20 protein-coding genes are annotated in these 24,540 nt (G+C 61.0%); 12 read left to right on the top strand and 8 right to left on the bottom strand.

Annotated elements, in window-relative coordinates; all coding sequences use genetic code 11:
• Positions 1-124 precede the first annotated feature (124 nt).
• Positions 125-361: a VF530 family DNA-binding protein gene (locus tag MUM_RS0112990; protein ID WP_003216406.1), complete on the top strand. Its 237-nt coding sequence runs from the start codon at positions 125-127 to the stop codon at positions 359-361.
• A gap of 1 nt (position 362) precedes the next feature.
• Positions 363-989, top strand: coding sequence for a Pr6Pr family membrane protein (locus tag MUM_RS0112985; protein ID WP_010170289.1), 627 nt, complete (start codon positions 363-365; stop codon positions 987-989).
• Between the two features lie 3 nt (positions 990-992).
• On the opposite strand, the gene MUM_RS0112980 is transcribed toward MUM_RS0112985, so the two are convergent.
• Entirely contained in the window at positions 993-1,766 is a 774-nt protein-coding gene (locus MUM_RS0112980) for a siderophore-interacting protein (protein WP_010170287.1), read from the bottom strand.
• Complete coding sequence (locus MUM_RS0112975; protein ID WP_010170285.1) at positions 1,763-2,326, bottom strand: PadR family transcriptional regulator; 564 nt, start codon at positions 2,324-2,326, stop codon at positions 1,763-1,765. The genes MUM_RS0112980 and MUM_RS0112975 overlap by 4 nt, the downstream gene beginning before the upstream one ends.
• Positions 2,327-2,856: 530 nt before the next feature.
• Here MUM_RS0112975 and MUM_RS0112970 point away from each other — a divergent pair.
• From MUM_RS0112970 to MUM_RS0112930, 9 genes are all read left to right on the top strand, one after another.
• Positions 2,857-3,378, top strand: coding sequence for a fimbrial protein (locus MUM_RS0112970; RefSeq protein ID WP_029615872.1), 522 nt, complete (start codon positions 2,857-2,859; stop codon positions 3,376-3,378).
• A gap of 51 nt (positions 3,379-3,429) precedes the next feature.
• Positions 3,430-3,990, top strand: coding sequence for a fimbrial protein (locus MUM_RS0112965; RefSeq protein ID WP_010170279.1), 561 nt, complete (start codon positions 3,430-3,432; stop codon positions 3,988-3,990).
• Between the two features lie 19 nt (positions 3,991-4,009).
• Positions 4,010-6,622 carry an outer membrane usher protein gene (locus MUM_RS0112960; RefSeq protein ID WP_158000314.1) on the top strand — a complete coding sequence of 871 codons (2,613 nt, stop codon included), beginning with the start codon at positions 4,010-4,012 and terminating at the stop codon, positions 6,620-6,622.
• Positions 6,619-7,380: a fimbria/pilus periplasmic chaperone gene (locus MUM_RS0112955; protein ID WP_010170275.1), complete on the top strand. Its 762-nt coding sequence runs from the start codon at positions 6,619-6,621 to the stop codon at positions 7,378-7,380. The genes MUM_RS0112960 and MUM_RS0112955 overlap by 4 nt, the downstream gene beginning before the upstream one ends.
• A 21-nt stretch (positions 7,381-7,401) precedes the next feature.
• Positions 7,402-7,983 carry a fimbrial protein gene (locus MUM_RS0112950; RefSeq protein ID WP_010170273.1) on the top strand — a complete coding sequence of 194 codons (582 nt, stop codon included), beginning with the start codon at positions 7,402-7,404 and terminating at the stop codon, positions 7,981-7,983.
• A 10-nt stretch (positions 7,984-7,993) separates the two neighbouring features.
• Complete coding sequence (locus tag MUM_RS0112945) at positions 7,994-8,491, top strand: fimbrial protein (protein WP_029615871.1); 498 nt, start codon at positions 7,994-7,996, stop codon at positions 8,489-8,491.
• Between the two features lie 13 nt (positions 8,492-8,504).
• Complete coding sequence (locus tag MUM_RS0112940; RefSeq protein ID WP_010170269.1) at positions 8,505-8,984, top strand: fimbrial protein; 480 nt, start codon at positions 8,505-8,507, stop codon at positions 8,982-8,984.
• A gap of 11 nt (positions 8,985-8,995) precedes the next feature.
• Positions 8,996-9,544, top strand: a complete 549-nt coding sequence (locus MUM_RS0112935; protein ID WP_010170267.1) for a fimbrial protein — start codon at positions 8,996-8,998, stop codon at positions 9,542-9,544.
• A 126-nt stretch (positions 9,545-9,670) separates the two neighbouring features.
• Entirely contained in the window at positions 9,671-10,645 is a 975-nt protein-coding gene (locus tag MUM_RS0112930) for a fimbrial protein (protein WP_029615870.1), read from the top strand.
• A gap of 30 nt (positions 10,646-10,675) precedes the next feature.
• Here MUM_RS0112930 and MUM_RS0112925 read toward each other — a convergent pair whose 3' ends face one another.
• From MUM_RS0112925 to MUM_RS0112915, 3 genes are all read right to left on the bottom strand, one after another.
• On the bottom strand, positions 10,676-15,808 hold the full coding sequence (locus MUM_RS0112925; RefSeq protein ID WP_010170263.1) for an NEL-type E3 ubiquitin ligase domain-containing protein: 5,133 nt from the start codon (positions 15,806-15,808) through the stop codon (positions 10,676-10,678).
• A 140-nt stretch (positions 15,809-15,948) separates the two neighbouring features.
• Positions 15,949-19,059 carry a transglycosylase domain-containing protein gene (locus MUM_RS0112920; protein ID WP_010170261.1) on the bottom strand — a complete coding sequence of 1,037 codons (3,111 nt, stop codon included), beginning with the start codon at positions 19,057-19,059 and terminating at the stop codon, positions 15,949-15,951.
• A gap of 315 nt (positions 19,060-19,374) precedes the next feature.
• A complete protein-coding gene (locus MUM_RS0112915) occupies positions 19,375-19,833 on the bottom strand; it encodes an REP-associated tyrosine transposase (protein ID WP_010170258.1) in 459 nt (152 codons plus the stop codon).
• 638 nt (positions 19,834-20,471) lie between these two features.
• Between MUM_RS0112915 and MUM_RS0112910 the strand changes: the two genes are divergently transcribed.
• A complete protein-coding gene (locus MUM_RS0112910) occupies positions 20,472-21,884 on the top strand; it encodes an amino acid permease (protein ID WP_010170255.1) in 1,413 nt (470 codons plus the stop codon).
• Positions 21,885-21,929: 45 nt separating this feature from the next.
• Here the strand turns inward: MUM_RS0112910 and MUM_RS0112905 are convergent, their stop codons facing one another.
• The 3 genes from MUM_RS0112905 to MUM_RS0112895 all read right to left on the bottom strand — a co-directional run.
• On the bottom strand, positions 21,930-23,054 hold the full coding sequence (locus tag MUM_RS0112905; RefSeq protein ID WP_010170253.1) for an OpgC family protein: 1,125 nt from the start codon (positions 23,052-23,054) through the stop codon (positions 21,930-21,932).
• Between the two features lie 142 nt (positions 23,055-23,196).
• Positions 23,197-23,499, bottom strand: a complete 303-nt coding sequence (locus MUM_RS0112900; RefSeq protein ID WP_010170252.1) for a cupin domain-containing protein — start codon at positions 23,497-23,499, stop codon at positions 23,197-23,199.
• A gap of 68 nt (positions 23,500-23,567) precedes the next feature.
• Positions 23,568-24,540, bottom strand: a 973-nt coding sequence (locus tag MUM_RS0112895) for an FMN-binding glutamate synthase family protein (protein WP_010170251.1), incomplete at its 5' end; no start/stop codon positions are given.

Raw genomic sequence — 24,540 nt, 5'->3', positions numbered from 1 at the left:
GGCATTCCCACGCAGAGCGTGGGAACGATCGAATGCGTCTACAGTTAAAGCGGTGCTTCCACCGGCCCGGCCCGTCCGCTAAGGTGCGCGGCTTGGTTTTCTTCTTTTTTGCAAAAGGCCCGGCATGACCGCGACAAACAAAGACCCACTGCACGGCGTCACCCTGGAACAGGTCCTCACCGCACTGGTGGCGCATTACCAATGGGAAGGCCTGGCCGAGCGCATCAACATCCGCTGTTTCTCCAGTGACCCGAGCATCAAGTCGAGCCTGTCGTTCCTGCGCAAGACGCCGTGGGCACGTGAGAAGGTCGAGGGTCTGTACGTGAAGTTGATGCGCACCAAGCGGCCGGTCGAGGATTGAGGTGAAACCTCACCTTATCGGCCTGGCAGCCCTCGGCGGTTGGGCTGGCCTGGCGCTGCAGCAGTACATCATTTTCTATTTTCGCTGGGTTGATGGCGCGAGCCTGTTGCCGGGCCTGGTGAATTTTTTCAGCTTCTTCACCGTGCTCACCAACACCCTGGTGGCGGTGGTGTTGACCCATGCCTGGGTGCAACGGCCAACGGCAGCGAGCCGGTTTTTCCTCGGGCCGGTGGTCAGCAGCGGCATCGCCGTGAGCATTGCGGTGGTCAGCCTCGCCTACAGCCTGTTGCTGCGGCATATGTGGGCGCCTGCAGGCCTGCAGTTTGTGGCGGACGAGTTGCTGCACGACGTGATGCCGTTGGTGTTTGTGGTGTATTGGTGGTGCTGCGTACCCAAGGGCAGCCTGCGGCTCAAACACATCGGGCTGTGGGTGATCTACCCGGTGGTGTACTTCGCGTATGCGCTGTTGCGCGGGTATGTGTGGGGGCTGTATCAGTACCCGTTCATTGACGTGGACAAGCTGGGTTATCCACAGGTGTTTATCAATGCCGGGGGGATTCTGGCGGGGTTCGTGCTGGTGGCGCTGGCAGTGGTGGGGCTGGACAGGCTTGCCAGCCGCCACCGCTGAGTTCTATTCCTCGCTGGCGTCGGCGCGCCAGTAGCCCACGGCCTTGAGGGACGCCTCATTCACCTTGTGCTGATCCAGCAACACCCGCCGTACCTGGCGCGACAGTTTGGCCTCGGTGGCGACAAAGCTGTACAGCGAACCGCCCGGCAACGTGAGATTTTTCACCGTTTCAAGCAGGTCGTCCTGGCCACGTACCACCCAGATCACTTCAACCTCGGCAGCGCTGTGCAGCGGCTGCTGTTCCGCCGTATTTTCGATCTCGATGACCGCCAATACCTTGCGCCCCGCCGGTAATTCCTCGGCGCGCCGGGCGATGGCCGGAATCGCGGTTTCATCGCCGATCAGCAAGTAGCTGTCGAAGATATCCGGCACGATCAGCGAACCCCGTGGCCCACCGATATGCAGGTGCTGGCCGACCTTGGCCTGTTCGGCCCAGGTGGACGCAGGGCCATCGCCGTGCAGCACGAAATCGATCTCCAGTTCGCCAATCTCCAGGTCAAAACGCCGTGGCGTGTAGTCCCGCATGGCGGGTGCAGGGCCGTCGCCCTGGAGGCTGAAGTTCGGGTCGTCCAGCGCCGCTTGCTCGGCGGCGTTCTGCGGGAACAGCAGCTTGATATGGTCGTCGGCACCCAGGCTCACAAACCCGGCCAGTTGCGGCCCGCCAACGGTGATACGGCGCATGCGCGGGGTGATATCCACCACCTTCAGTACTTCCAGGCGGCGGCGTTTGATCTCGTGCATGACGCGGTGGATTTCGAGTTTATTCGGTTCAGTCATTGGGCTTGCTCCGGTACAGGTTGAACAGCCGGACCGTCGACGATGGCCTGGGCCGTGGTGTTGAGCAGGGCGGCAACCCGGACGATTTCTTCCGGGCTCCAGCGTCCGTGGTGAAGCTGCAAGGCATGGCGCAGGTTGTGCACCGCCTCGTGAATTTCCGGCGGGCGGTCATGGCCACGCAGGGAGCGCTTGCTCACGTCAATGCGCATGCGCACGCCTTCCAGGGCAATTGCTTGCTCACTTAAGGAAAGACGTCCGGCGTCGGTGATTGTGTAGCGTTTTTTTCCGCCTTCGGCGTCGCCGCTGATCATTTCGCTTTCTTCAAGGAAGGTCAGGGTCGGGTAGATCACGCCGGGGCTGGGGCTGTAGGCGCCATCGAACAGGCCTTCGATCTGGCGGATCAGGTCGTAGCCGTGGCATGGCTGTTCGGCGATCAGCGCCAACAGCAGCAGTTTCAGGTCGCCGGGGGCGAATACCCGCGGGCCGCGGCCGCCGCGTTCGCGGCCTGGGCGTTTCTCGAAGCCGTCGCGGCCCTCGCGGTGGGAATGATGGTCTCTCATATCCAGGTGCTCTCTCTCTTGGTTTAGATACAACTTAAGATATATCTTTGTGAGCGAGCAACCTGACCAGACGAACGGTCATCCCACCTGAGCGTTTGCTCGCCTCCCTCCCGAGGCCGGTTCAGTCGGCCTGTTCGCCAACCCGTTAGTTGGTTTTTATAAGTAATGACTATTGTTTTTTATAAGGTGTAATCCTATTCTTACAGACTTCCCGCTTACAAATAATTCTCATTAAATTGCATGTAGTCTAGTTCTTACAGACAATTTTTTAGTTTTGGCAAAGTGCCATAATTTTCCTATGTGTCTTGGTGTGACAAAGCTACGCAACTCAGCGAATCGGACGGCTTTTTTATTAAATATCGCCATGGATAATTGCCCGGCGTCGAACGAATGACAGAAATGCAATGCAAGTAGTTGGAAAAACCAATACTTCAAATCCCTTTCTGGAAAGCGTTAAACGCTTAACAAGTCCTGCGTGCAACTGCGACAGGATACCGTTGTGATATTTAATATTATGTGAGCGTCTGCAAATGAATTCTAAAGTGAAAACTGCGCTGTTAACTCTCGGCCTGCTGGCAGGTTCGATCTCTGTAGCCAATGCTGCGGATGGAACGGTTACGTTTTTGGGGTCTGTGCACTCGGGTGCTTGCTCTATCAAGCCTGAATCCGTAGATCAGTCGGTTCACCTTGGCGCGATCGCAAAGCATCAGCTGGAAACCGGTGGCCGGTCTCAGTCCCGCCCTGTGCGTATCGAACTGGAAGGCTGCGACCTGTCCAGCCTCACCGATAACACCGTCACCACTACCTTTACTGGCGCGCCATCGGGCGCTGTGCCTGGCGCCATCGGCACTGTCGGTGGCGCGGGTGGCATCGGCGTCATGATGACCCATGGCGGCCGACCTGTCGTGCTGGGTACCCCTACGACCCCGCAGGTCATTTCCACCGGTAACAACACGCTGGAATTCGGTGCCTACGTACAAGGCCAGGCCACCGGCGAAATCGTTCCTGGTGAGTTCAGCGCGGTCACCAATTTCACCTTGGCTTATCAGTAAGTTTTTCCCCCGCCACTTCAGGTGGCGGGGGGAAGCTGGCGGGAGGTTCAGGTGAAAACATTCATAAGTCTCGCTATCGCCTCCTCATTGACGATGTTCATCAGCCCTTGGGTGTTCGCGCAGGCGGATGCGCAAGGCGATGGGGTCGTCACGCTGGGAGGCGTGATCATCGATTCAGCCTGCGGGCTGGAAGCGGCCACTGTCGATCAAACCATCGAGATGGATTCCGAACCCATCGGCCGGCTTCTACGAGACGGACAGGGGCAGAAACATCCCTTCCAGTTGCGTCTGGTGAACTGCTCGGTGACTCGTCCCGACCCCTCGCGCCCCGGCGTAACGCTGCCGGATTGGGAACACCTGCGCGTGACATTCGACGGCCCTTCCGACCGGGGCGGGCGCTCCTTTGCTGCTTTTGGTGGCTCACAGGGGGTCGCCTTCCATATCCAGGATGCGGCGGGTGAAGAGAGTGTTCCGGGAGTGCCGATGGCGCTGCATCCGGTGATTGATGGCGACATGACGCTCAACTACACGGTGCACTTGGTGGGCAACGGAGTGCCGCTCTTGGCGGGGGATCACACGGCCGCCGTGCGGTTCAAGTTGGAATACTTTTGAAGAGTGATGGGTTGCTTGCATGTGGAATGCGTTGAAAGTCATACATAAGCTTCGCCCGGGCTTCTTTGGCGGGTTGATATCACTGGCAGGAACTGCAATGGGAGCCGGGGATATTGAATTTAATACCGACGTGCTTGATCTGAGTGACCGCACCAATATTGACTTGTCTCGATTTGCACGCAGCGGGTTTATCTTGCCCGGCAACTACGCGATGGTGGTGCAGTTAAATACCCAGCCAATGACTGAATACTCAGTGGCGTTCTATCCTCCTGATAATGATCCCAAGGGAAGTCAGGCCTGTTTATCCCCGGAACTTGTAGAACAGTTGGGCCTGAAACAGTCCGGCGTGGCCAAACTGCGCTGGTGGAAAGACGGCCAGTGCCTGGACCCTGAAGGCTTGCCCGGTATGGAGGTGAGCGCCGACCTGGCCACCTCCACGCTGAGCATCAGCCTGCCTCAGGCCTATCTGGAATACAGCGCCATTAACTGGGACCCGCCTTCACGTTGGGATGAAGGGGTGCCGGGGCTGCTGGTCGACTACAACATGACGGCGCAGTCGAGTTACCGCCGGCACGACGGTACCCGCAATGACCTCACGGGTAACGGAACCGTCGGGGCCAATGCGGGGGCCTGGCGCCTGAGGGCGGATTGGCAGGGGCGTGTCGAGAAAGACCGGGAATCGTCGGCCCGGCGGCAAAAACTGGAATGGAGCCGTTACTACGCGTATCGCGCCCTTCCTGAGATGAAAGCGCGCCTGGTGGTGGGCGAGGACTACCTGTATTCGGACCTGTTCGACAGCTTTCGTTTTACCGGGGCCGGGCTCAAGTCGGATGAAAGCCAGCTGCCACCCAACTTGCGCGGTTACGCGCCGGAAGTGGTTGGCGTCGCCAAGACCAATGCCAAAGTCATCATCAGCCAGCAGGGCCGTGTGTTGTATGAAACGCTGGTGGCGGCAGGACCGTTTCGTATCCAGGACCTGAATGACGCCGTGTCCGGCAGGCTGGATGTGCGGGTGGAAGAGCAGGACGGTTCGGTACAGAAATTCCAGCTCGATACAGCCGGTGTTCCCTACCTGACACGTCCCGGGCAGGTGAGTTACAAGCTGTCTGCCGGGCAGCCGTCCAACCTTCAATACCACGACGACGGTGCCTTCTTTGGTACCGGGGAGTTCTCCTGGGGCATCAGCAACGGCTGGTCGCTGTTGGGCGGTGCGATATTGGATAACAACTACCGTGCGCTGTCGGCCGGGGTGGGGCGTGATCTGCTGGCGTTCGGGGCCATCTCGGTGGACGTGACAGAGTCCCGCGCACACCTTTGGAACGAGACGCTCACGGGTAAATCCTACCGGCTTCAATATTCCAAGCACTTCGAACAGTACGACAGCCAGGTCACCTTCGCGGGTTACCGGTTCTCCGAAAAGAACTTCCTGAGCATGAGCCAATACCTGGATGCCAAGCATTACGGGATGAACGGCGAACTCGGCGGGCGGGGCGTGTATGACCAGAACGGTGAGCTTGTTGAACACTGGAGGCCGATTGGCGGCAACAAGGCCCTTTATACAGTCACGGTGAACAAGCAGTTCCGTGACCTGGGCGCCACCGTCTACGCCAGCTACAACAAACAAACGTACTGGAACCGGCCGCAGACCCAGCGCTGGAACCTGTCGGCGTCACGCTACTTCAATTTTGGCACCGTCAAAAACCTGAACATGTCGCTGAACGTCTACCGCACCCGGGAGTACCACCATAAGGATAACGGGATGTCGCTGACAGTCAGTTTGCCGTTCGGGCGCAGCGGCACACTCTCGATGGATGCCAGTAGAACCGGGGGTGATAACGGCTTTTCAACGCGCTTCAGCGACCGCATCGACGAGCGCAACAGCTACCAGTTGGGTGCCAGCGATAACTCCGCCAACGGTTACCTGAGTCATATCGGGGACCAGGCCGACATCGACCTGAGCGCGAGTACCCAACAAGGCAATAACCGAACCCTCAGTGCGTCTGTTCGCGGCGGCGGCACGCTCACGCCTTACGGCGGGGCGCTCCACCGTACAACCAGTGCCGGCGGAACCCGGTTGATGGTCGACACCGGGGGTGTGCCTGACGTGCCGATACGGGGTTATGGCACGCCGACCCGCAGTAACGCCTTCGGCAAGGCGGTCATTTCCGATATCAGCAGCTATCAGCGTACGGCGGCCAGCGTCGATCTGGAGCGCTTGCCGAACAACGTCGAAGCCGCTCAATCCGTGACCCAACTGACCCTCACCGAAGGGGCGATTGGTTACCGGTCGCTGGAGGTGATTAGCGGTACGAAAGCCATGGCTGTTCTTCGTCTGCCGGATGGCAGTGCACCGCCCTTTGGCGCGACGGTGCAGAACATGAAACAGCAGGACACCGGCGTGGTGAATGACGGCGGGGATGTCTACCTGAGCGGCATTCAGGCCGGCGAGAAGATGATCGTCAGTTGGGGCGGCGCTGAACGATGCCTCATCGAACTGCCTGTGATTTTACCGGCTGATGGCCTGACCGATGCCCTGCAACTGCGCTGCCAAATGGTAGCCGTGGATCAATCCTTGCCCGAGCCAGCAGCGCTGACCGGCGAGCGTAACGATATGGAGAACACATCCTCATGATGCTGAACATACGCCTCACCTGCCAGGCCTTCGCGCTGTTGGCCCTGGCCTTGAGCCAGGGCGCCAACGCTGCGGTTGCCCTGGACCGTACCCGGGTGATTTTTGATGGCGGCAAGGATGCCACCAGCGTGAACATCACCAATAACAACACCCAATTGCCGTATCTGGCCCAGGGCTGGATCGAGGATGAAGCGGGCAAAAAAATAACCTCGCCCTTGATCGTGCTGCCGCCGGTTCAACGTTTGGAGCCCGGCAAACAAAGCCAGGTGAAAGTTCAGGCGTTGCCGGCGGTCAAGTCGCTGCCCCAGGATCGGGAGACCGTCTTCTACTTCAACCTGAGGGAAATTCCGCCCCGCAGCGACAAGGCCAACACCCTGCAAATTGCCCTGCAAACCCGGATCAAGTTGTTTTACCGGCCCAAAGCCATTGCGCCCAGCCAGCAAGACCTGTCCACCCCCTGGCAGGAGAAGCTGACCCTTACCCGCCAAGGCGACCTGTATCAGGTGAACAACCCCACGCCTTACTACGTAACCCTGGTGGATGCACGCAGCAGCAAGGACGGCAACACCGTGGAAGGTTTCGAGCCGGTGATGGTCCCGCCCAGAGGTTCGCAAACTATGGGGCCAACGGCCAAGGCACTCGGCACAACCCCCTATCTGGCCTACGTGAATGATTACGGCGGACGCCCGCTGCTGGCGTTCACCTGCAGTGGCGAAACGTGCAACGTGAACGTGCAAGCCTCGCAGCCTAGTCAGTAGTGCCTGCTGCCGGAGAAAGTCATGAAGTTAGACAACGTGAAGGTCTTGGGCTGTCTGTTACTGGCCTTGATGGCGAGTGCCCACGCCCTGGATGAAGAAGATATCGAGGGCATGGTGGGCCGGCTGAATATCCGCGGGGCCATGCATGAAATGCCGTGCAGCCTGGAGATGACGTCCGTCCATCAAACGATCGACCTGGGCGCCATCTCTGCCGGCCAGTTGCAACGGCCTGGGGATCAGGCGACCGCCAAGACGTTTCAGCTGCGTTTCAAGGATTGCCAGCGCACCGCCGGCAAAATCGCCAGTGAGCGTACCGGCAACCTGACATGGAGTGCCCACCAACCCGTGCTGTCGGTGGCGTTTAACGCGCCCGCCGACGCCGATGATCCACGCCTGGTCAAGGTGCAGGGCATCACCGGGATGGGCCTGCGTTTGACCGATGCCGAGGGAAGGGATGTGCAGTTGGGCTCAAGGGGCGAGCCGCTGTTTTTGCCCCTGGGCGACAGCACTCAAACCTGGAGTGTCCAGCCCACGCGCACCTCCGCGCCATTGACCAGCGGGGCATTTCGGGCCGTGGTGGATTTCAGGCTCAACTATGAGTAAGGGCAGAGCGATGGCTAAGTTAACCGGCTCGCGAGCCATGTTTATCGGTGGGTGCCTGTTGTGGGCGGTCAGCCAGAGTGGGCAGGCGGCAACCAACCTGACCATCCGCGCGGTCATCATCGCGCCGCCGCCGTGTGTGATTAACGGCGGCAGCACCCTCAATGTGCCGTTCGGCAATGACCTGCATACGACGCGCATTGATGGCGTCACGTATCGCCGGGATGTGCCGTATACCGTCAGCTGCACGCCCCCTGTCTACAGCAATGCAATGACCCTGGAGCTCAAGGGCGTGGGCGCGGCGTTTGATAGCAACGTGCTCTTGACCCGCAAGACGGACCTTGGGGTAAAGCTGTTCGTCAACGGCGCTGACTGGCCGCTGAATACGGCCGTGAGATTTACCCATCCCAACTTTCCCGTCGTACAGGCAGTGCCGGTCAAACGGGCGGGCAGCACGCTGACGGGCGGGGCCTTTGATGCCACCGCCACCCTCGTGATCGAGTACCAATAATGAGGAACGATCAATGACTTTTTGGTCGCAGCGAGCGTTGCTCGCCTTGTGTTCCATCGGCCTTTGCAGTGGTGCGTCGGCCAACGTGACGTTCACTGGAACGCTGAACGAACCCCCGCCCTGCACGATTGATTCTGGAAGCACGATTGAAGTGGACTTTGGCGATGTCGGCACAAAGCGTGTCGACGGCGTGAAATACCGCAGGACGGTCGGCTACACCATCCGATGCGGCCCCTCCACGCTGCCGTGGTTGCTGAGGTTGAGCATCAACGGCACCGCCACGACGTTTGACAACTCAGCGGTGCAGACCAGCGTGCCCGAGCTGGGTATTCGGCTGTTTCAAAACAACCTGCCGTTTCGACTCAATACGCCGCTGGACATCACCTTGTCGTCACCGCCGACATTGGAAGTGGTACCCGTCAAGCAGCCGGGTTCTGTTCTGGCCCCCGCCCGGTTTACAGCGGTGGCCACGTTGTTGGCCGAATACCAGTAGGAGTCGAGTCTATGCGACATGAAAGGGTTCATAAGGGCTGGTCATGTGCCGGGTTGGCAATACTGCTGACCTTCGGCCTGACCTCCACTGGGCATGCGGTGGATAACCTGAGGTTCAAGGGCAACCTGGTCGAGCAGGCTTGCACGATCCGGCCGGGAGACGAGGCCATCACGCTGGAGCTCTGGGACGTTGCCAGCAAGCACCTCTATATCAACACGCGCACGGTGGGCAAAGGTTTCAGGCTGCACCTGGACGACTGTGACACCACCATCAGCGAGTCGGTCAGCATCACGTTCGGCGGTGTGGAGAACCGTGAATTACCCGGGTTGTTTGCGCTGGATGGTGGAAGCGGCGCCTCAGGTATCGGGCTCGGTATAGAAACGCTGAGCAATAAGCTACTGCCCGTGAATACCGCCAGCGACGAACAGCGGTTGACCAACGGCAACAACGTCATTGAGCTCAAAGCCTTTGTGCAGGGTGAGCCGAACGCCATCAGTGATCAGACCATTGGGCATGGTGCCTACAGGGTCAGCTCTATTTTTACGCTGGATTATCCGTAGTCGTAAGCCGTCATGCATGAGGCTGGAAACAGCCTCCCGCGCACCTCAAATTTTATGCGGCCCTCAGTGCAACCGAACGGAATGTTCGTCGGACGATGCTTGGGCACAGAGCAACGAGAGTTCAACATGAAACGACTAAATGAAGCCCTTGTGCTTCTCGTCCTGGTGGGCATAACGGTAACTGCGAGAGCCGCAGACTGCCGAGTCAATGGTGGCGCGTGGCAACCCACAAATCCTGGAGGTGGTGTGGATTTTCAGGTCCGGGTGAATGTCCGGCCGGAGGTGAATTCACCGCGTATCCTCCTTGAAGGGGTGAGGCTGGAATGCCGGTTCACTCCCAATGGATCAACCCCAAATTTTCAGGAGGATTACTGGGCTACGGGGGCAAGGGTGGGTCCGTCCTGGACGCCGGGGCCGAAATTCACCACCCAAAGCAACGGCTTGCGAATCAACGGGACATACCGAGACAACCCTATTCCGTATGGTATTCGGATGGCGACCATGCCGAACAATGGCTCTGCTGTCCTGATTGATGTATTGCCTTATATTTTGCTTCGCAACCATCCGGTGACGCCTATCGATGTTCGAGCAGGGGACATCGTCGGTACGTTACGTCTCGATCAGACAAACAACTATGATTCGCTCTTTTCGAACGTCGTGCTTGTTTACACCGCCAACAACAACTTCACCGTCTCCCCCTCAACCTGCACGATCAACAATAACAACCCGATCGTGATCGACTTCAACGACGTGCACCAACGGGCAATCGGCACCGACCCGCTGACATCGACCGTCCGCACTAACCGCCGGCTGAACTACTCATGCCCGGGGCCGGGGAGTGTTACCAGCCCGATCACCATCACCTACCAAGGCACCCCGTCGTCGTTCAACGCCAACCTGCTGACGATGAGCAATCCGGATGTGGGGACCGCTCTGGTCCGTGGGGGCGCGGCGGTGCGAGTCAACGGTTCGTTCCTGAGCCAGATCACCAACAACTCGGGGGGCGACGATGTGACGTTTGCGCTGGTCAAGCGAGCGGGGACCCTGCCTGCCGCCGGGCCCATAAACGGGAGCGGCGTGCTGGTAATGGGCGTGCCCTGACAAGGCCTGCTCGCCAGATAACGGTGATGTTTAGAGTCGGGTGGAGAGCACTGTCTGCCGATTGGTCATGCCGGTGGCCTTGGTCATGGCCTCGCGGGTCAGGCGGCGCATCCATTCTTTTTCGTTGTAGCCCAGGTCATTGAGCAACCTGCCGTACAGCTCATCCGACAGGGCGTTGCCCGAGAGCACTACGCTTTCGGGCACCTCCAGTTCATCGGCAAGGTGCTTGAGCGATTGCTTCAGCGCGTCCTTCTGCTCCGGGCCCAGGTCCTGTGAGCCTGCCCATTGCGCCTGCGCTTCCTGCAACTCATCCAGCTTGAAAAACTTCTCGGTGTAGCGCTGCTCGTTGTCGCGATACTCGCGGTCGTGGCTGTCGCGCAGGTACTGTTCCCAGTAGGGTTCGAGCAGCATCTGGTTCACCAGGCCGTCGCCTTCACTCAGTTCCAGCACGGTGGTGTGCGCCTGGTCAATCTGCGCTTGAGTCACATTGGCCGTCAGCCGGTACAGCATGTGGTCCGACAGCCACGGCAGGTCCAGCTTGTCTGCCAGAGATGTCTGATACGCCAGGTACACCTCCACTTCGTCCACTTCACCGGGTTCCCCATCGAGCATCTCCGAGCGCAGGCGTTGGCCCAGGCCGCCTTTGTCGACGGGCTTGAGGCGGTGGGCGATGTCTTCCTGGATGATTTTTTCCAGTTGTCTCAGGTGCGCGCGCCCCTTGGCCAGGGTGACCAGCCTGTTCGCCCGTTCGCCGTCCGACAGCGAGTAGCGTTGGGCCTCGGTGACGAGGACTTCGATGCCCAGGTTGTTGAAAATCTGCGCGCCCCCATCGGCACACAGGCCGGGGAAACTCGACAGTTTGAACAGCGTTTCCCGCAGCGGGGTGTCGACGCTGGCGGCGAGGATCAGTTGCCATACTCGTTGGGTGAGTTCGGTGCGATTGGTTTCAATGCGTTGCTGGTCCAGCTCGGTCTGGGCATGGTTTTGCAACTCCAGGGACTTGAGCACTTCAAACAACCCCTGGGAGCCATGCTCTTGCTCCAGCGTGTCCCACAACAGCTTGCGATAGTCGTGCAGTTGCGGGTCCATCGCTTCCAGCCAATAACCGCTGTCGCCCTTGGGGTCGTAGGTGCGATTGGGGTCCAGCCCGGCGGCGAGGCGGTAACTTTCAAAGCGCAGGCGTTGTTCGTTGGACAAGGCGCTACGGTCGAGGCGGGTGCGGGCGACCAGTCCGGCGTGCGGGGTGTCCGGCGGGAAGTTGGGCACCCACTCAATCCGATTGCCTCGCAGGTCCAGCAAAAAGTCTCGGCTCGCGGGGTGTACAAAGATCCCGGTGGGCCACGAGGTAATCTGGGTTCGGCTCAATAGCAGGCGGCGCAGGTTGGGCATTTTGGAGATGTCCGGTGCGCGGCGCAGGGGGTTGTTATCCAGTATCAGGTGTTCCATGCGTCGCAGGTTGGCCAGGCGCGGCTCGTCGTCGGCATCCAGTTCAATGAGGTTGTCGCTGAGGTCGAGGTGTTTCAGAAAGCGCATGTCGCCGATGGCCGCGGGGAGTTCATCCAGCTGGTTATGGCTCAGGTCCAGCGAGCGCAGGGCCGGGAAGGCCTGGAGAAACGGCGCGTGGTCCTCGGAGAAGGTGTTGTGGGTAATCACCAGGCGGGTCACGTGCTCGAAACCGCTGTGCAGGTCGGGCAATCTGTCGGGCAAGACGATGCCTCGCAGGTCCAGTTCGGCACCCTGCTGCACATGGCCCCAGGCATCGGTGTGTTCGGCCATGCGGTCTTCCCAGCAGCGGTACAGGGCATCGGCGACAAAATGCCTCGCGGCTTTTTCTGCGCGATAAGCCCGGCTGTCCTTGGGGTGGCGGCTGGGGTCGCGCTTCCACGTTTCCAGCACTCTGCGCAGCCTGTGGTTCTCGGCCGTCAGTTGATTGAGGACGGTGCGCATCTGCGCGGGGCCGATGTTGTCGATAAATCGGTTGAGTCGTTGTTCGCCCATTGAAGGAAACAACAGTTGCAGGACTTCCCGGCTGTGGGTCGCTTCGGTGTGCTGAGGCGCACGCGGGTGCCGGCTGGCGCCGGGGCCCCTGAGCAACTGGCTGGTCTGTTTGTCCACCGTGCTGCGTTCTGGTGGTTGCGCCAGCACCCGGCGGCGCTCGGCGAGGGTGTGGAGTTTCTCCATCAACCAGCGTTTCAGCTCGGCACCCTGGCCGGGTTTTTGGCCCGGAACGGGGACGGCGTGCAGCAGCGATTCATACAGGTCATCGAGCCCGCTCAATCGCTGTTGGGCCTGATCGAACACTTCATAGCCCTGGTGATTTTTGCGCACCAGAATCCGCCGTTGCGATGCGTTCGCCGGGCCCGCCTCGCAGCGCAACGGGCCGTCCGGGGTCTGCTCGCGGATCTCCAGGTGCAGGTCGGCGAAGGCATCGCTGTGCAGTTTCAGGGTGTTGAGGGCCATGCGTTCGGTGCCCGGCGTGATGGGCCAGGGTGTGTAAAAGCCTGCGTAGGCCTGGTTGGCGTCGGCGACGAAACCCAGTTCCTGGGCCTGGTTGAGCAGCCGCAGTGGCAGGTGATTTTCTTCCATGGCTTGGCGCTCGGTGCGGTTGGCGGTCTGGACGACGGATTGGGCAAGGGTTGAGTCGAGATCGGGCAATGGTTGACGCAGCAGACGCACGAACGGGTCGCTGGACTGGTCCTTGATCTGGTGGATGTATTGCCCGATGTCGCCGGTTTGCGTGGCCACATAGTCGGCCAACTGATCCCGCAGCACCTGCACCCGTTCAGTATCGGGCACGTCCCGGCCGAGCAAGGTGCGCACGGCACTGTCGTCGAGAAAACCCAGCACCTTCTCCGGCAATTTTCCGGCCATCACGTCCCCGAGGCTGACTTTCAGGGTTGCGGTTGGAAGCGCATCGGGCTTGGTGTAGGTGCGTGAATCCCCGGTCAGGTCGGCACGGGTGAACACCTGCAACGCAGTGTTTTCCGGCCAGCCAGGGAGCTCGGTGACGGTCTGTTCGAACCACGCCGATGACGGGTCTGCGGGCAGCGGCGAGCCGGCGCGCAGGGTCTCGCTCGCTTCTTTTGCGACATGCCAGGCTTCGTAGCGCTTGAACGTCGCCTCCAGCAACGGCGGTGTGGGCTGGTTGTACACATACACGCCGCGCAACACGTCTTCGTCGGTGGCGCTGATGCGCCGTACCTGCTGCAGTTCGAGATCGCTGAAGGCCTGAGTGCGGGGCCCGAGGCGACGCATCAGGGTGGTGCTGTCCCAACTGCGGGGCTGCTCCGCCTCGTGGGCGAAGGCGCCCAGCTCATTAAAAAATACCTTCGGCGCGTAGGCGCCCGGGCGCTGCGGATGGGGGATGCGATGGATGCCTTCTTCGGCGACCGTGCGCACTTCGTAATGGTCGTTGTCCAGCGCCAGAATCTGTTTGCCCTGGTGTTGATGTAACCCGCGGGTGTCGGGTTTTGCATCGATGGGCAGCTCCAGGTTTTTCAGCGCATAGGGCGCGAGGTCCGGGTTCCACAAGCGCAGGGCGCCGTCGGGCATTTCCACCGGTTTAAGCCCTTCGACAAACGCCGAGAGCTTCACGCGTGCGAACGAGCCCAAGGCACTGCCGGCGGCAAACAAGGCAAATTGCTCAAGACTGCTTAGTACTCCGAGCAGATGATCCGTGGCTTCAAGCCCCTGGCCCTCGGACCAGTCGACGATGCCTTCAAACACGTCATCGGCGAGCTGATAAGCCGTGTAGGCCAGCATCAATTGCCCCAGCACCGGCACAAAGGGTGTCACCACCAGCAACGCCACATTGAGGATGTCCGAAAGGATTTTTTCCAGATTGTCCCACCACGCCCAGCGCGCGTGCCGGTCGGCGAGGGCGGTGGACACGGCGATCTCCTGGGCATCATTGAGCACCTTGTTCAGCTTGAGCCGGTACTGGTAGTTCCACAGGTCATTTTCGGTGCTGAGGCTGGAGCGGTTCTGATAATCCTCGGCAATGTCCTGCAGGCGAAATTGCAGGTTGGGCGTGTCCACCGGGGTGTCTTTCCAGGTCGGCCCGGGGTCGGTGGCTGCCTTCTGGTGCCAGCGCACCCGGCTGAGACGGCTATTCAGGTTGGTAAAGAAATAGCCCCGTTCCGCCTGTGCCACGAACTGGCTGAAAAACGCCTGGTAGCGCTGGGTGTCACGCAACTGGCGGGTGAGTGCCTGCATGAGCGCGGCAGGTGACGGGTATTCCTTGAGTGGGTGCTCGGGGTCTTCGGGCACATAGGCCAGCAGCCGGCCAAGGGGGATCGGCGAGTCGGGGGAGGGGCAGAACACCACGATTCCCGTCAGAGCGGTGTTCATCAGGCGCAGGGTGTAGGGCTTGAGCAGGCGACCATCAAGTCGGGGTTGCTGGCCGGCAATCAGGCTGAGCAATGCGGTGTGTGCGTCCGGTGCAATATCGCGCTTGGCCAGGGCCAAGTGGGCGGCGACGGCGAGGGCGTTTTTCTGGCTGGCAATCACGTCGAGGCGCAGGGTACGTGCTGCGTTGCGGCTGTTGAACCCCAGCGCTTCCTTGAGGCGCACCTGGTAGCGGGCGCCGATGTCCAGTGCGCGGCAGATGCCCTTGAATTGCTCGGCGGTCAGCACGGCGCCGGTGCTGCGGTGGCGTAGGGTGAGGATGTCGCGTTGCCCGCGCGGGTCTTCGGCAGACAAAAAGGCATGGTCCACAAAGCGGTCGGAGGCGGCGAAGTTGTGCAGTGCCGCCTCCAGTAAAGACACCGTGCGGCTGGTCACGCCTTCGGTGATGTCCCGTGCCCACCAGGCCAGGTCGGCCTTGGCATACAGGCGGATGAAGGTGGCCCGGACGTCGATGTCGCCGTAGTTGGTCAGGGCATTTTTGAGCAAGGGTTCGGCAAAGGCCTGGACGTCATTGAGGTCGCGAAAGGTCTGGTCCAGGCGGTTTTGGCTGTGCCATTGGGCGGCGATTGCAGCCTTGAGCTGCGGATGATTCGAGGCCTGTGGATAAGGCCGGGCGGTCTGGCGCGGGGTGTTTTTGAGTGATCGCACACGTTCAGGTGAGGCGCTTTTTATCCACAGGGGCAGCGCGTTTTTGAAGTGTTGGTAATGCGCACCTTTGAAGTCATCGGCGGGCGTTTGGGAAAGAGGGTCGGGCATGGGGAGAACCTGAATAAAACAAGAATTGCCATTCAGTCTATTCAGGGCGGGGGCTTTGGATAAGTTCGAATACTGGCTGGAAAACCGCACGGAACCAGCGGAAAAATGCGCCTATAAAGCGCATGTCTAGCCCCTGCTTTTCAGCGCGCGGCGTCAGTGGGAAGTACCTGGCACAGGGTGTTGTTTCCCGGCTGCAAATAGGGCGTGAGAATCGGCGCCATGCCCTTGAGCACCTGCACCGGCAACGCCGAGGTGAACTTGAAACCCTGGGCCGAGGCGCCGGGTACAAACGCGGTCAGCGCGCCGAAATGGTGGTCGCCGATATAGAACACAAACGTTGCGGTGCGGTTGATCGCCTTGGAGCTGAGGATCCGCCCGCCGGCACCGATGGCTTCGATCCGGTTGTCGCCGGTGCCGGTCTTGCCGCCCATGGCCAGCGGTGTGCCGTCGGCCAGGTTGAAACTGCCGGACACGCGGCGTGCGGTACCAGCGTCCACCACTTGCGACAAGGCACCGCGCAGGGCGGTGGCGACCTCCGATGGCATGACCCGCTTGCCGCGATTGGGGTCGTTGATCAGGCGGGTTTCATAAGGCGTGTCGGCGGCAAAGCGCAGGCTGTCGATGCGCAGCGTGGGTTGGCGCACGCCGTCGTTGAGGATGATCCCCACCAGTTCCGCGAGGGCGGCCGGGCGGTCGCCGGAACTGCCGATGGCGGTGGCCAGCGACGGCACCAGGTGGTCGAACGGGTAGCCGACTTTTTGCCAGCGCTGATGAATATCGAGGAAGGCTTCGATCTCCAGCATGGTGCGGATGCGGCTGTCGCGGGCGCTCTTGTGGCGGCTTTTGAACAGCCAGCTGTAAACCTCCTGGCGCTCGTGTTCACTGGCGGCGGTGGCCTGGGTGAAGGTGGCGTCGGGGTTGTTCAGCAGGTAGCCCATCAGCCACAAATCCAGTGGGTGGACCTTGGCGATATAGCCTTGGTCGGGCAGGTCGTAGGCGCCCGGGCCGTAGTTCTGGTAGAGCTTGTCGAGGCGCTCGTCGGTGAGTTTTTCGGTGCTTTTCACGCTGCTCAGGTGTGAGCGGATAAAGCTGTTGAAGCTCGACTGGCTGGCGTTGGGCAGCAGGTAGCGGTGCACGGCGGCCAGGCGTATGGCGGTGGGGTGCATGCTGTCGAGGAAGGTGTCGAGGCGGGCCTGGGTGTTCTTGTTGCGGTACTTTTTCCAGAACTTCAGCAGGAACGTGGTGCCTTCGCGGTCGGCAAACTGGGCCAGGTATTCCTGGCGGCGCGGGTCGTTGTCGTCCTTGAGCAACTCGGCGCTGTTGTTCGGGCCCTGGTAGGTGCTGTAGCGCACCAGGTCGCGCATCAGGCGAATGAACGGCAGGTTGATGGACTCGCGCAACGCTTCGATCAACGTCGGGTTACGGCCGTTGTCCTGGCTGCGAAAGTTGTGGAAGTGGTGCAGGCCGCCACCGGTGAAAAAACCTTCGCTGGTGTTGGCCGAGTATTGGCGATTGAGGGCCGCGTCGAGCATGGCCGGCAGGCTGCGGTCGCTGTTCTGGGTCAGGTAGTCGAGGGCCCAGCGGGTGATGCGGTCCTGGTCGTCCACTGGGACTTTGCGCAGCTCGGCAGCCGGCATCGCACCGTATTTGTCGTGCAGTTCACTGACGATTTGCAGGTAGGTGGTCATCACCCGCAGCTTGGCGGTGGAGCCCAGTTCCAGCTTGCTGCCCTCGTTGATGTCGAAGGGCTGGTCGGTGCTGTCGGTCTGTACCCGCACCCGGGCGCCGTCGGGTGTCATCTCGTAGAGGTTGAAGCTGTAGCGCACCTGGGCGGTGCTGGCGGGTGTCAGCAAGGTCGGGCCGATCAGGCCGATCTGCGCGGCAAAGGCCGGGTCGGCGAGGTGCTTGAGGTAAGCGCTGGCCTGGCTTTGCAGGTCGGCTTGCAAGGTGCTGGTGGCGGAGAGGTCGAGGCGGTCGAGGTCGTACAGCGGCTGGTTGAGCAGCGCGGCCAGGCGGGTGCGGGCGACGGTGATGCCCTTGTTGCTTTCGATCGGCTGGATCGTTGGCTGTTGTTGCCAGTCGCGGTAGGTGACCTTGCTGGCCAGGGCGGCCTTGGCCAGCGCCGGGTCGATTACGTTGTTTTGCGCAAGCAGGCGGATATGGCTGTCAGTGAGGTCGGCCAGTTCCTTGTGGCCCTTGGACAAATAATGAGACGGGCGGCGCTGGGCGATCATCAGCGACAACACCTCGCGCAGGGCCAGGCCTTTTTGTGGCAGCTGTTTGGGGTCGGTGCTGTTGAGCAATGCATTGGTCTGGTTGAAGTCGGCGCCGTACCACACGCGCAGACCTTCGGCCATGCCGTGCACTTCACCGTGGCCGGGTACCGCCGACAGGGGCACGCTGTTGAGGTAGTCGCGCACGATGTCCTGGCGGGCGGCGAGGGTTTGCGGGCCGTCCTGGTAAGCCCGCACGCTGGCGGAAATCATCTGGCGGATTTTCTCGCCGCCGGACAGGGTCAGGCCGTCGGGCGAGTGGCGGTATTTCTCCAACTGAGTGGCCAGGGTACTGCCGCCTGCCGTCTGGCCGGGCAGGTGCAAGAGCTTCGCCACCTGTGACCAGGCGGCCTTGGCAAAGCGCGGCCAGTCCACGGCGGGGTTGAGTTGGGGATTTTTCGGGTCCAGCAAGTCGCGGTCTTCAATAAACAGCAGGCTGCTGACCACCACCGGCGGAATCGCCGCGAAGCTTGGGTAGAACTGCTGTGGATAGGTGAACTGATACAACGGCGCGGCGCGGCAATCGGTGATGATCAGGCCGGCCTGGATCTTTTCCGGGTAGGGCACAAACAGGCCGCGCTGGGCGTAAGCCATCAGGTCGGGGGAGAAGCGTGCTTGTGCCTGGATCAGGTAGTCCCGCTTGATCAGGCGTGGCAGGAACTCGCCCAGGGCACTGTAGCCCAGGCGCTTGTCGAACGGCCCGGCCCCGGGATAAACCCGCGCATCGCTTGGGCCTGCATGCATTTGGTAGGTGAGGGTTGAAGCGAGGTCGGTGAAGGTTTTGGCCTGCAGCCGTGAGGTGTGCATTTCCCGCAGGGCGGCAAAGCCCAGGGCGACCAGCGCAATCAGCAGCACCAGCCAGACCAGCCGCCACCACAATCGCCGGCGGGGAGGAGGGCTTTGTGGCAACGGCTGTTCATCCGGGCTATCGGTGGATACCGCAGCCTTGGTCGAAGCGTTTTGCCATAAAGCGCCCATAGTCGATTGATCCATTTACGTAGATTGATCGGACTTGGTTGAAGCTTAGACGGTGGTGGGCGAGTGGGGGGGATTTGTGAGTGTGGGGTTGTTTGTGGCGAGGGAGCTTGCTGTAGTGAGGGAGCTTGCTGTGGCCAGGGAGCTTGTTGTGGCGAGGGAGCTTGCTCCCGCTGGAGTGCGAAGCACTCCCAAAGAACCCACCTCGGTTTGACTGTAAAACCGTGTGCCCAGGTTTTGGGGCTGCTGCGCAGCCCAGCGGGAGCGAGCTCCCTCGCCACAGCAAGCTCCCCTCGCCACAGTGGTTTTTATTCCCGCTCATAGCCAGCAGGCATCCCACAGTGGGTAATCGCCGGCGCGTTCGACCAGTCCCGCTCTGATGGGGTTGGCGATGATGTATCGGGCCAAATGACGCAAATCTTCACCGTCCCTGATTCCCCGGTCGTGATAGCCGTTCTGCCAAAAGGCTCCTGTGCCGTTCCTTGCGCGGTTAATTGTGTGCGTGCTGCGGGATTTAACCGCTTGCATCAGTTGGGACAGGCTGCGTTGCTCAAGCTGGACCAGCCAATGAAAGTGGTCAGGCATGATGACCCAGGCTATGGAACTCCCCCATTTTTGCTCATGGGCGCGCCTGAATTCTGTTACCAGCAGGCGACCCAGATAAAAGTTGGTAAAGAGTGGTTGGCGATTGTGGACGACGGCTGTGACCAGGTAGGCCCTGCCGGGCTCGCTGAATCTACCGGTTCTCAGGCGATGGGATTGAGGGCGTGCAGGCATTCCATTGCATTCCTTGTTGCTCCAGATGAATTGACGCTAGCAGCCTGGCAGGGACCCTGATCCCGGAACTATTGAGTACATATTTCTATGCTTGGGCATCCGCCGTGGAGAGGGCGCTTGTTGTGGCGAGGGAGCTTGCTCCCGCTGGAGTGCTAAGCACTCCCAAAGAACCCGCCTCGATTTGACTGTAAAACCGCGTGCCCAGGTTTTGGGGCTGCTGCGCAGCCCAGCGGGAGCGAGCTCCCTCGCCACAGTAAGCGCCCCTTGCCAAAGTGGGCTGCGGTAGCCAGTAAATACTGAGCTAGAGCCTCCCCCCACCGGTAAATCCGCCAAAGGTAGGGGCATGACGCTGCACCATTACCGTGCAATACTCGCCGCCGTTTGTTGGCGATGATTCCTACGCGGAACAGGTAATGCTCCTCCGCCAAAGGGGCCTTTACCGCGAGTTCCCGCTGAATCTTGTCGTTTATAGAGTGAAAACCCCTGGGTTTAGCTTTTTATACTGCACCCCCGCTGATCTGGCCCGGCCAGACGGTCTTGCCCAAAAGGCAGGCCCGCTATCAGGACGCCCCGGCCACCCGCCGCGACGCCCCGGACTCGGTGGCTCATATCCAATAACAAGACGAGGTTGTATCCCTATGCCAGCTGGCAATCACCTGCCCCATGGCGAGACCGCTCAGGGCGGTCCGCTGAAACGCGAACTCGGCGAACGGCATATTCGCTTGATGGCCCTCGGCGCCTGTATCGGTGTCGGTCTGTTCCTGGGCTCGGCCAAGGCCATTGAAATGGCCGGCCCGGCAATCATGCTGTCCTACATCATCGGCGGCCTGGCGATCCTGGTGATCATGCGCGCCCTCGGCGAGATGGCCGTGCACAACCCGGTCGCCGGTTCGTTCAGCCGTTATGCACAAGACTATCTCGGCCCGCTGGCGGGCTTTCTCACCGGCTGGAACTACTGGTTCCTGTGGCTGGTGACCTGCGTCGCGGAAATCACCGCAGTCGCCGTGTACATGGGTGTGTGGTTCCCCGATGTGCCCCGCTGGATCTGGGCCCTTGGTGCACTGGTCAGCATGGGCACCATCAACCTGATCGCGGTCAAGGCGTTCGGTGAGTTCGAGTTCTGGTTCGCGCTGATCAAGATCGTCACCATCATTGCCATGGTGATCGGCGGCGTCGGCATCATCGCGTTCGGTTTCGGTAACGACGGCGTGGCGCTGGGGATTTCCAACCTGTGGGCCCACGGCGGCTTCCTGCCCAACGGCGTAACGGGCGTGTTGATGTCCCTGCAAATGGTGATGTTCGCCTACCTGGGCGTCGAGATGATCGGCCTGACCGCCGGTGAAGCGAAGAACCCGCAGAAGACCATCCCGAGTGCCATCGGCTCGGTGTTCTGGCGCATCCTGCTGTTCTACGTCGGTGCGTTGTTTGTGATTCTGTCGATCTACCCGTGGAACGAAATCGGCACCCAGGGCAGCCCGTTCGTGATGACCTTCGAGCGTCTTGGCATCAAGACCGCCGCCGGCATCATTAACTTTGTGGTGATCACTGCGGCGCTGTCGTCATGCAACGGTGGCATCTTCAGCACGGGGCGCATGCTCTACAGTCTGGCGCAGAACGGCCAGGCCCCGGCCACGTTCGGCACCACGTCGAGCAACGGTGTACCCCGCAAGGCGCTGCTGCTGTCGATCTTCGTGTTGTTGCTGGGCGTGCTGCTCAACTACATGGTCCCGGAAAAAGTCTTTGTGTGGGTGACCTCCATCGCCACCTTCGGCGCGATCTGGACCTGGCTGATGATCCTGCTGGCCCAGCTCAAGTTCCGGAAGAGCCTGAGCCCGGCCGAGCAAAAAGCCCTCAAGTACCGCATGTGGCTGTACCCGGTCAGTTCCTACCTGGCGCTGGCGTTCCTGCTGCTGGTGGTGGGCCTGATGGCGTACTTCCCGGATACCCGCGTGGCGCTGTATGTCGGCCCGGCGTTCCTGGTGCTGCTGACGGTGTTGTTCTACGTGTTCAAGTTGCAGCCGACCCAGGCTGCGGCGCGCACCGCGAGCTGATTTTTCGGTGCTCAACAAAAAGCCCCTTTCGGGGCTTTTTGTTTTTCAGGCGGTAGCGACGCGTGTCGGTTGCGTGAGCCGCTTGTTCAAGTCCAGCCAGGCCCCCAGCAGCGCCATCAGCCCGGCGCCCACCATCGCGGTAAAGATTTGCATGGCGAAGGCATCGCCGGTGATCGCATTGACCATGTCCGCCAGCGGCGCCAGCAGCACCCCGAGGCAGAACACTTCGAGGGAGTAACGCCCCATGCGGCAGGTTTGCTGTGCCAGCCAGTTTTGCGTCCAGCCATGGCCGGGCAGCAGCTTGGCGGTGACATAGGCCAGCGCCAGGAAGTGCAGCAAACGCACGGGCGACAGGTCGGTCTTGCTGATGGGGTACAGCAGGTCGCTGAGCACCGACGGCATCAGCGCGTCGTGGATCTCCGGCCAGCGCCAAGAGATCGTGAGCACCCCCGCCACCACTGCGTACACCGCCGCAGCCACGAACAACGGCTGACGCAGCAGCCTGCGGGTTTCTGCCGGGCGTGGCTGCTGTGCATGAATCGCCGCCGCACCGCCCAGCACAAACAGCAACTGCCAGGTCACCGGGTTGAAGTACCACACACCGTCGGCGATCGCCGCCAGGTTCCAGCCCAGGTGCGGTGCCAACAGGTACACCGCCAGCGAAACCGCCACCACCGCCCAGGTCTTGCGCAGCAGCAACGGCAGCACCAGCGGCAGGCAACCCAGCAGCACGATATACAGCGGCAGCGGGTCCATCAGGTTGGGCTTGAAGCGCAACAGCAGCTCATCCACCAACGCTTGCTGGGGGTGGGTGACGAAATGCGTCAGGCCCATCTCTTCGACCAGGTCGCGGGTTTCCACATGGCTGTTGGCGAAGAACACGATGCCCATCAGCATCGCCAGCAGAAAGATATGCACCACATACAGCACCCAGGTGCGTCGCCAAATCTTCACGCAGGCGATCAAATAGCCGTCGCGCTGCAGGATCTTGCCGTAGGCCAGCACCGCCGCATAACCGGCCAGGAACACAAAGACTTCCGCTGCATCACTGAAGCCAACGTTGCGCAGGGTGATCTGGCCGAGAGGGTTGTGGGGTACGTGATCCCAGAAAATGAAGATCAACGCCAGGCCCCGAAAAAAATCGATGCGCGGGTCGCGTCCGTTCAGCATGGCAGCGGGCTCTTGAACAAGGGGTTTAGTAATGACAAGCAGGCGACGGCTTTAGTCGTGCCGTACGTCGGGCGGGCGCAGGTTGGCGGTATTTGTAAGCAATTGCAAAGCTCAGTTTTTACTGAATGTCTCATCGCGGCGTTTAAACATCGATGATCACCAGCGTGCCGTGGCTGCCGGCAAGTACGGCGTGGGCGATGCCGGCTTCCACCAGGTACATCTGGCCGGCGCCGGCGCCGACGTCGACGGCCTGCTCGCCGATCGACAGGCGCAAATGGCCGTCGATCACCAGGAGGCCTTCGTTGTAGTCGTGGGTTTCTTCTGCGTAGGCCTGCGCATCCATGCGCAGCACCTTGATCCGCGCCGGGCCGACCTGGCCCAGGCGGGTGGATTTCCAGGTGTCCGGCAGTTGTGCGGCGAGGGCGGTGAAGTCCAGTAACGGCATGGTGAAGCTCCTTGTTTCAACGATGCCGTTCGGTGGTCCGGTTCAGCGGGATTTTCAGTGTAGGCGACTCAGGCCGCCGCGATTTCATTCGGCTCAAAACTGTCCGCCCGCGCCATCTGCCACATGCGCGAATAAAACTCGCCGTTCACTTCGCCGGTCAGCAGTTCCCCAGGCTTGAGGAACACATGCAGCTGCGAGAACAGCTTGATCTCGGTGGCCGACATGCGCCGCACCAGGTGCTTGGCCGACAGTTGCGACGGATGATCGAGGCCGGCGGCGGCGAGCATTTCGGCCAGGGCCTTCAGGGTGTTGCGGTGGAAGTTGAACACCCGCTGGGCCTTGTCCGGCACCACCAGGGCGCGTTGGCGCAACGGGTCCTGGGTGGCCACGCCGGTGGGGCATTTGTTGGTGTGGCAGCTTTGCGACTGGATGCAGCCGATGGCAAACATGAAACCCCGCGCCGAGTTGGCCCAGTCGGCGCCGATGGCCAGGACGCTGGCGATGTCGAACGCGCTGACGATCTTGCCGCTGGCGCCCAGCTTGATCTTGTCCCGCAGGTTCAGGCCCACCAGGGTGTTGTGCACAAACAGCAGGCCTTCGCGCAGTGGCACGCCGATGTGGTCGGTGAACTCCACGGGCGCGGCGCCGGTGCCGCCTTCCTTGCCGTCCACCACGATAAAGTCCGGGAGGATGCCGGTTTCGAGCATGGCCTTGGCGATGCCCATGAATTCCCACGGGTGGCCCAGGCAGAACTTGAAGCCCACTGGCTTGCCGCCCGACAGCTCACGCAACTGGGCGATGAACTGCATCATCTCGATCGGGGTGGAAAACGCACTGTGCCGCGACGGCGAGATGCAGTCTTCGCCCATCATGATGCCGCGGGTATCAGCGATTTCCTGGGTGACTTTGTGCTTGGGCAGGATCCCGCCGTGGCCCGGCTTGGCGCCCTGGCTCATCTTGATTTCGATCATCCGCACCTGCGGGTTCTGCGCCTGCACGGCGAAGCGTTCCGGGTCGAAACGGCCGTCGCTGGTGCGGCAG

Source organism: Pseudomonas sp. PAMC 25886 (assembly GCF_000242655.1).
In the GTDB taxonomy this organism is placed as follows: Bacteria; Pseudomonadota; Gammaproteobacteria; order Pseudomonadales; family Pseudomonadaceae; genus Aquipseudomonas.
This window is presented reverse-complemented; position numbering and strand designations above follow the sequence as displayed.